This window comes from Corynebacterium sp. HMSC29G08 (assembly GCF_001806875.1).
Classification (GTDB): Bacteria; Actinomycetota; Actinomycetes; order Mycobacteriales; family Mycobacteriaceae; genus Corynebacterium.
In genome coordinates, this window is record NZ_KV786217.1 from 1 (window position 1) to 6,333 (window position 6,333).

At 62.6% G+C, this 6,333-nt stretch carries 9 protein-coding genes; all 9 read right to left on the bottom strand.

Annotation, left to right across the window (positions count from 1 at the left end; all coding sequences use genetic code 11):
* Window positions 1–98 precede the first annotated feature (98 nt).
* A complete protein-coding gene (locus HMPREF3101_RS02635) occupies window positions 99–425 on the bottom strand; it encodes a hypothetical protein (RefSeq protein WP_141737322.1) in 327 nt (108 codons plus the stop codon).
* A 297-nt stretch (window positions 426–722) separates the two neighbouring features.
* Window positions 723–1,520, bottom strand: a complete 798-nt coding sequence (locus tag HMPREF3101_RS02640) for a pantoate--beta-alanine ligase (RefSeq protein ID WP_070462382.1) — start codon at window positions 1,518–1,520, stop codon at window positions 723–725.
* On the bottom strand, window positions 1,521–2,225 hold the full coding sequence (locus HMPREF3101_RS02645; protein ID WP_070462383.1) for a 6PGD fold domain-containing protein: 705 nt from the start codon (window positions 2,223–2,225) through the stop codon (window positions 1,521–1,523).
* A 3-nt stretch (window positions 2,226–2,228) separates the two neighbouring features.
* Window positions 2,229–3,368, bottom strand: a complete 1,140-nt coding sequence (locus HMPREF3101_RS02650) for a DUF6779 domain-containing protein (protein ID WP_070462384.1) — start codon at window positions 3,366–3,368, stop codon at window positions 2,229–2,231.
* 10 nt (window positions 3,369–3,378) lie between these two features.
* The gene (locus tag HMPREF3101_RS02655; protein WP_070462385.1) at window positions 3,379–3,846 is read right to left on the bottom strand and encodes a DUF3180 domain-containing protein; all 468 of its coding nucleotides are present in this window, start codon (window positions 3,844–3,846) and stop codon (window positions 3,379–3,381) included.
* A complete protein-coding gene (gene folK, locus HMPREF3101_RS02660; protein ID WP_070462388.1) occupies window positions 3,843–4,313 on the bottom strand; it encodes a 2-amino-4-hydroxy-6-hydroxymethyldihydropteridine diphosphokinase in 471 nt (156 codons plus the stop codon). Before folK ends, HMPREF3101_RS02655 begins: the two co-directional genes overlap by 4 nt.
* A gap of 5 nt (window positions 4,314–4,318) precedes the next feature.
* The gene (folB, locus tag HMPREF3101_RS02665; RefSeq protein WP_070462386.1) at window positions 4,319–4,690 is read right to left on the bottom strand and encodes a dihydroneopterin aldolase; all 372 of its coding nucleotides are present in this window, start codon (window positions 4,688–4,690) and stop codon (window positions 4,319–4,321) included.
* Window positions 4,683–5,543 carry a dihydropteroate synthase gene (gene folP / locus HMPREF3101_RS02670; protein ID WP_070462389.1) on the bottom strand — a complete coding sequence of 287 codons (861 nt, stop codon included), beginning with the start codon at window positions 5,541–5,543 and terminating at the stop codon, window positions 4,683–4,685. The genes folB and folP overlap by 8 nt, the downstream gene beginning before the upstream one ends.
* A 63-nt stretch (window positions 5,544–5,606) precedes the next feature.
* Window positions 5,607–6,176 carry a GTP cyclohydrolase I FolE gene (gene folE / locus HMPREF3101_RS02675; protein ID WP_070462387.1) on the bottom strand — a complete coding sequence of 190 codons (570 nt, stop codon included), beginning with the start codon at window positions 6,174–6,176 and terminating at the stop codon, window positions 5,607–5,609.
* Window positions 6,177–6,333 lie beyond the last annotated feature (157 nt).

The window sequence follows — 6,333 nt, forward strand, 5'->3', positions numbered from 1 at the left end:
CATAACCGGCATACACCCCAACAACCTTCCACAATATCCACCCACACCACGTGGGCACGTACACTACAAAACCAAAAACCACCCCCTACGCAGGGCGTTTAGCCCTCCCCACTGCCGGATAACTGATTAGCCATATTCTGCAACGCGTTAGCCGTTTCACTATCAAACGTGTCCACAACATCGGCGATCTTCCCGGAGGCCTCCGCAAGGGTTGCAACGTTATCCAGCAACGTTTTGCGTGACTGTTTCCACTCGGCGTAAAAATTTGCCACCTCAGCAGAAATTTGAGACCCATGCACCAAATCAACGCCCTCAACACCTGCAGCGGCAGGCTCCACAGTAGAAACCAGCTGCTCGACCGAACGCAAACTCGACGCAATCGCCTCAAGATCAGCCACCGGCACCCGCCAATAATCACTCGTCACCGCAGACCACCTCCATACAGTGCACACCAAGCCACAACAGCAACTCCAAAGAACAGGGATACAACAAACTAAACGGAAGATTAACCAGCCATAAGTACCAACGCAAGAGACGCTAACAACAGCGGGGGTAACGGCAACAGGCACTCGGATCACAACGCGCACCACAAAGCTGATGTCTTTATGATGCACTCCTGCTACAAGTCCGCAGGCCACAGCGACGAGAAGGGTGACAATGGGGGTCTCATCGCTGATCTCATCGCCTACCAATCTAGGGGCCGAATCAGGCAACACCAGCTGTTACTCCTGGCTGGCGTACTTAAAGCCGATTCCCAGCGGCAGGCCGACGTTATCAATCAGGTGCACGCCGTCTACGTCGATGGCGGCGAGCAGGCGAACGTCGCCGGTTTCAGGGGCGGGGCGGAAACCAAGATCACGAAGCTCCAGGTAAACGGGCTCCACACCAGCGGCTTCGAAGATGCCGCGGGCGGTCTCCAGCACAACGCCCGCGCCGTGTTCCGCCGCATGGGCCCCGGCGGTCAGGGCTGCGGAAAGCGCAAGTGCGGCTTCGCGGTGGGCGTGGTCAAGCAGAAGCGAGTTACGCACACTGATGGCAAGACCGTCCGGGTGGCGGACAGTGGGCAGAGAGTGCAAGAGCACCTCCATGCGCAGGGCTGATACGGCGCGCTGCACGGCAACAAGAAGTTCGAAGTCCTTCTCCCCCATCACCAGATCAGTCGCGTGGCTCAGGTTCACCGCCGCCAGCACCGCGGCAACCTCGCGCGCCATTTCATCGGCGGACTCCAGGTGATCAAGGCCGGTGGCAACAGCAACTTCGGTAGCCAGGGGGCCGTGGAAGACCACATCCACTTCCTCACGGGCAAACACCTCGGGCACTTCCGCCCCGCGGAACATCACAAACGTGTACGCACCCAACAGGGACTTCGCCGCGCGGATCAACTCCACGTGCGCGCCGGTGACATCTCTGTTAATCACCACAAGCGCGATTTTCTTGCCAACCTTGCGAAACGCGCGCCCATACTGCGCCAGATGCGCCTCATCGGTTACTACTACGGCTTGGCCTGGTTCAAACGCCATTTATATTGTTCCCTCGTATTTCGCATACGCCCACAGCTCCGCGTCGGTGGCTTGGGCCTGCTCAGCGTATCTACGCTCCACGTCCACGTACAATCTACGCACCCCTGGGTCTGTGATCGCGTCGGCGATGCGGTTCAGCTCTGCAGGGGGCAAGTCTTCGAGTGGGCTGCGTGGGGCGTCGAAAAACTGGTCCTCCAAAGCGGCTATATCGGGGGAGGCGGTGGTGATGAGCGCGTGGGCGTCGATACGCAAAATGTGCTCCAAAGCCCGCAGGCGTTGCGCCGCAACAAGGGCGGGGCGCGCCGTGTCCGCGATCGGGATGTTCATGCCGCCGAGCTCCGCAACCAGCAGGCCAAGGATGGTTTCACCCAGCTCATCGGCCGCGGAAGTCACCCACACCTCCCCGAACAGGTTGTGCGCGCACATCACAATTGCCTGGGCCGTCTCAACATCATCCAACAGCTGCGCCCCAGCCTCCAGCGCGGTGTGCACAAACATCTGCTGCGGCCGCGCATGAGCTTCAAGCTTATCGACGCCCCACCGCACCCCCTCCACCCCAGCATCCAAAAGCACAAGGTCAACGTGCACAATGGCGCCCGGATCATCCTCCGCATCGATTGAGACGATGGTGTGCCCGGCACGCTCCAACGCGTGCGTTAATGGGGTGTGGCCGAAAATGGAACCGACCACGAGACGAGGCGGCACGGGCTAACTGTCCTGCTCTGGCGTGCTCTGGTCGCTCGTTGCGCGGCGGGCCAGAAGCTCGGCGACGGAGATGGCGTTGGAGTGCTCGTCACGACGCCTACGCCCACCCCTTCGCGGCGCTTCCTCCTGCGGAGCTGGCTGTGGCTCCGGAACTGGCTGTGGTTCTGGTGCTGGCTGTGGTTCTGGTGCTGGCTGTGGCTCTGGAGCTGGCTGTGGTTCCACAACCTCCTGCGTGGCTTCCTGCTCGCGGGTGCGCTCGCTGAGAAGCGTGGAAAGCGGGTTCGGGTGCTCGTAGGTCGGCTGCTGGCCAATGCGACCAGAGATCGCCGCAGCCGAAGGCGCGCCAGCCGGACGGGTGCGCTGCGGGCGAGCCACTTGCTCATGGGCATCCTCATGGACTTCTTCGCGGAGTTCTTCGCGGGGTTCTTCCGGCACGTTCACCTTGGCAATGCGGGTGGTCTCATCGCTCGACGGGCCCGGACGCGACGGCGCAGGCGCAGCTGGAGCAACAGGCTCAGCAGGGGCAACAGGCTCAGCAGGCTCAGCAGGCTCAGCTGGAGCAACAGGCTCAGCCGGAGCAACAGGCTCAGCCGGTTCAGCTGGCTCAGCTGGCTCAGCAGGGGCAGCCTGCTTTGGCTCCTCGATCTCCTGGATGCGGCGTGCAGAGGCGCGCACCGCTGCCGGCTCGTACTCGAAGACCTGGCCACGCATCTCCTCCAGCTGGGAGCGCAGCGCCTTGATCTCTTCCTGGAGTTCGCGCAGCACGGCCAGGTCGGAAGCCTGCAGGTGCGCCTCGGAGGAACCGGATACGGTTGCAGACCTCTCTGCGCTTGTGTATCCCGCTGCTTGTTCTTCAAGCTGGCTGCGGGCCTGGGCAAGTTCGGCTTCGCGGGTAGCGGCAGTGGCCAGGGCGGCGTCACGGTCACGCCGCGTCCGGTCAATCACCATGATGCCCGCGACTGCCGCCCACAGAGCAAAGATCAGCGCGACCTTCAGCGCATTGGCGGAGTTGGTAAACAACATGACCACGGTGCCGATGACGGCAAGCACAAACGGGATAACAACCCACATGTTTCCGGAGCTGCTTCGGGCAGGGCTTTCTACGCTGCTTTCTGTGTTGCGCTCGTCGCTGTGGTCAGTCATGTCGTTTACCTTAGCTGGCTTGCTCTCCCTGTGAAGGTGGCGACACCTCACAAGCCCGTTCCAGCACGACACCAGCCACCGCAAGCGCAAGCCCACCCAAGGCGCCTGAAAGTAACGACGGAAAGTCCTGCGCCGCCGCACTCAGCAGGGAAAGCTTCGGCACCACGTACACCAGCGCGCCGACGTACGCCCCGCCGAAGACTGCCCCGGTCCATGAACTCGCCTTGCCCAGCAGCATCAGGTTGGCCACCATCATCGGATTGATCTGGCTGCGATCCAGGCCCACTTTGCCGTCTTCACGGCGTTTCTTCACCACCCACGCAAACAACCCACAGGCCAGCGCCACAATCCACAAGCTCATGGGCACAACCAGACTCAAGGACTCAAGCAGGCCATAGAAGCGGCGCACCAGAATCAGCGCGGCCGCCGCGGTAAATAGGGCTGCACCGAACAGGCCCGCGATCGAGGTCCGCTTCATAGTTTGCGCACCCCTTGCTCTTCCAAGCCTTGGAGCAGTGTGCGTATCGACGTCCCATTCGACGCCCCATTCAGCACCGCCCCCGGATCGATCTCCAGCCAGGGTTCGAGAACGAAGCGTCGTAAATGAGCGCGCGGGTGCGGGACGGTAAGCACCGGATCGTCGGAGGTGTAGCCCTCGATCCAGACGATGTCCACATCCAAGGTGCGAGGCCCCCAGCGTTCCTCGCGCACGCGATCGGCGTCGCGTTCCAGACGTTGGCAGCGCTGCAGAAGCTCAAGCGGGGTTTGGTCCACCTCCACCAGCAGGCTCTGGTTCAAAAAGTCCGGCTGGTCAGTGTTACCCCAGGGTGCTGTGGCGTAGAGGGAGCTGACGGCAACAGTCTCGCCTGCAAACTCATCAACCACGGAGCGCAGGTGCGCACGCGCATCACCCATGTTTGATCCGGCGGAGAGCACTGCACGCATGGCGATCACATCCGTTTCCGGGAGCGGCGGGCCACCACGGCGACGTCTTCAAACACCGCCGGGATCGGCGCGTGCGGTTTATGCAGAGTGACCTCGATGGCGTGCAGCACGTCGTAGCTACGCATGGCGGTCTCTGCAATTTCAACCACTACGGTCTCGATCAACTGGCGCGGGGTGCCGGTGGCAATTGCCAAGGCGGTGTCGGCGAGTTCGGCGTAGTTGACGGTTTTTGTCAGGTCGTCCCCACGCGCGGCCTCGTTGAACTCCAACCAGCAGGTGATGTCCAGAGAGAACGCCTGTCCAAACTCCGTTTCGTGCTCAAGTACGCCGTGGTTGGCGTGGAATTTCAGGCCTTTCAGCTCAATCCGATCAGCCATAAGCCGGACCTTCCTGCTTGCCACTGTGCTTGGCGCTGTGCTTGACACCCTGCTTGGCACCCTGCTGCCACGCTGCGGCAACATCCACCGCGTCGCGCGACACCGCCACCTCATGCACGCGCACACACCACGCACCCAGATGCGCGGACAGCGCGGTCACGGCGGCGGTGGCCGGGTCGGCGTCCACGGGTCCGTGCTGCAGGCCGCGTTCAGCACGGATCGCGGTGAGGAAGCGCTTCCGCGACGCCCCCACCAACACCGGGTAGTCACCAGCGATGAACTCCGGCAGCGCATTCAGCAGCGCCCAATTGTCCTCGGCGGTCTTGGCAAAGCCCAGGCCCGGATCCACTGTGATCTGCGTCGGGTCCACACCCGCGGCGATCGCGTTGTCGGTGACCTGCTTGAGCACCTCGTGCACGTCACGCACAACATCCCCGCCGTGGTCTGCGGCACCCGAGGCGCTTTCAAAGCGGGCCGCACGCCAGTGCATCAAACACACCGGCAGGCCGGTGTCCGCCATTACCCGGTACATATCCGGATCTGCCAGGCCACCGGAGACGTCATTGATCAGGTGCGTGCCGGCCTCCGCGGCAGCTAACGCGGTGGCGGCGCGCATAGTGTCTACGGAGGTTTTGATCCCTTCTTGGCTGAGCAGCGTGATCACCTCGCGCACGCGCTGGGCCTCAACCTCGGCGGGCACGCGCACGGCGCCGGGTCGGGTGGATTCGGCGCCGACGTCGATAATGTCAGCTCCCTGCGCCACCAACTCCCGCGCGTGTGCAAGCGCGGCCTCGGGTGCAAGGAAACGCCCGCCGTCTGAGAAGGAATCCTCCGTGACGTTAACAATGCCCATCACGGTTGTGCGGCCAGGTGCGGTGATATCTGCAAGAGTAACGCGAGGGTGAACAGTCACAAGCTAGCTCCTGATCAGGCTCAGGACCTCTGCGCGCGAGGCCGCGTTGTTTTGGAACCCGCCACGCACCGCACTGGTGGTGGTCACCGCGCCAGGTTTACGAATGCCGCGCATAGCCATGCACAGGTGCTCACACTCAATGACCACAATCACCGCAGAGGCGTCGAGTTTCTCTACCAACGCATCCGCAATCTGCGCGGTCAGGCGCTCCTGCACCTGCGGACGCTTCGCGTACAGATCCGCAAGCCGCGCAAGCTTGGACAGACCCGTCACCTTGCCGTCCTTGCCCGGAATGTATCCGATGTGCGCCTTGCCGTAGAACGGCACTAGGTGGTGCTCACAGGTGGAGTAAATCGGGATGTCACGCACCAGCACCAGCTCGCGGTGGTTTTCCGAAAACGTCTTTTCCAGCTGCTCCGTCGGATTCTGGTGCAGGCCGGCAAAGACCTCCTCGTAGGCCCGCGCCACACGCGCCGGGGTTTCTACAAGTCCTTCGCGGTCCGGGTCCTCGCCCACCGCAATCAGCAGTTCACGCACCGCAGCTTCGGCGCGCTTACGATCAAACGTCCTCATGCTACTTCTCCTCCGGGTGGTCTGGCTGTTCGTGTTCGGGCAGGCGGAAGCCAATTTCCTCCGTTGGGGCCTCTTGCTTATCGACGCCCCCACGCCCCCCATCCCGCCGCAGCCCCGAAGCCTCCGGACCCTGCTGTTGGCCCGGACCCTGCTGTTG

What these genes read in the sequence shown, in the direction of transcription:
- HMPREF3101_RS02640 (WP_070462382.1), bottom strand. Translation starts at nt 1,520, where the DNA reads ATGGCGTTTGAACCAGGCCAAGCCGTAGTAGTAACCGATGAGGCGCAT.
- HMPREF3101_RS02650 (WP_070462384.1), bottom strand. Translation starts at nt 3,368, where the DNA reads ATGACTGACCACAGCGACGAGCGCAACACAGAAAGCAGCGTAGAAAGC.
- HMPREF3101_RS02655 (WP_070462385.1), bottom strand. Translation starts at nt 3,846, where the DNA reads ATGAAGCGGACCTCGATCGCGGGCCTGTTCGGTGCAGCCCTATTTACC.
- folK (WP_070462388.1), bottom strand. Translation starts at nt 4,313, where the DNA reads ATGCGTGCAGTGCTCTCCGCCGGATCAAACATGGGTGATGCGCGTGCG.
- folB (WP_070462386.1), bottom strand. Translation starts at nt 4,690, where the DNA reads ATGGCTGATCGGATTGAGCTGAAAGGCCTGAAATTCCACGCCAACCAC.
- folP (WP_070462389.1), bottom strand. Translation starts at nt 5,543, where the DNA reads ATGGGCATTGTTAACGTCACGGAGGATTCCTTCTCAGACGGCGGGCGT.
- folE (WP_070462387.1), bottom strand. Translation starts at nt 6,176, where the DNA reads ATGAGGACGTTTGATCGTAAGCGCGCCGAAGCTGCGGTGCGTGAACTG.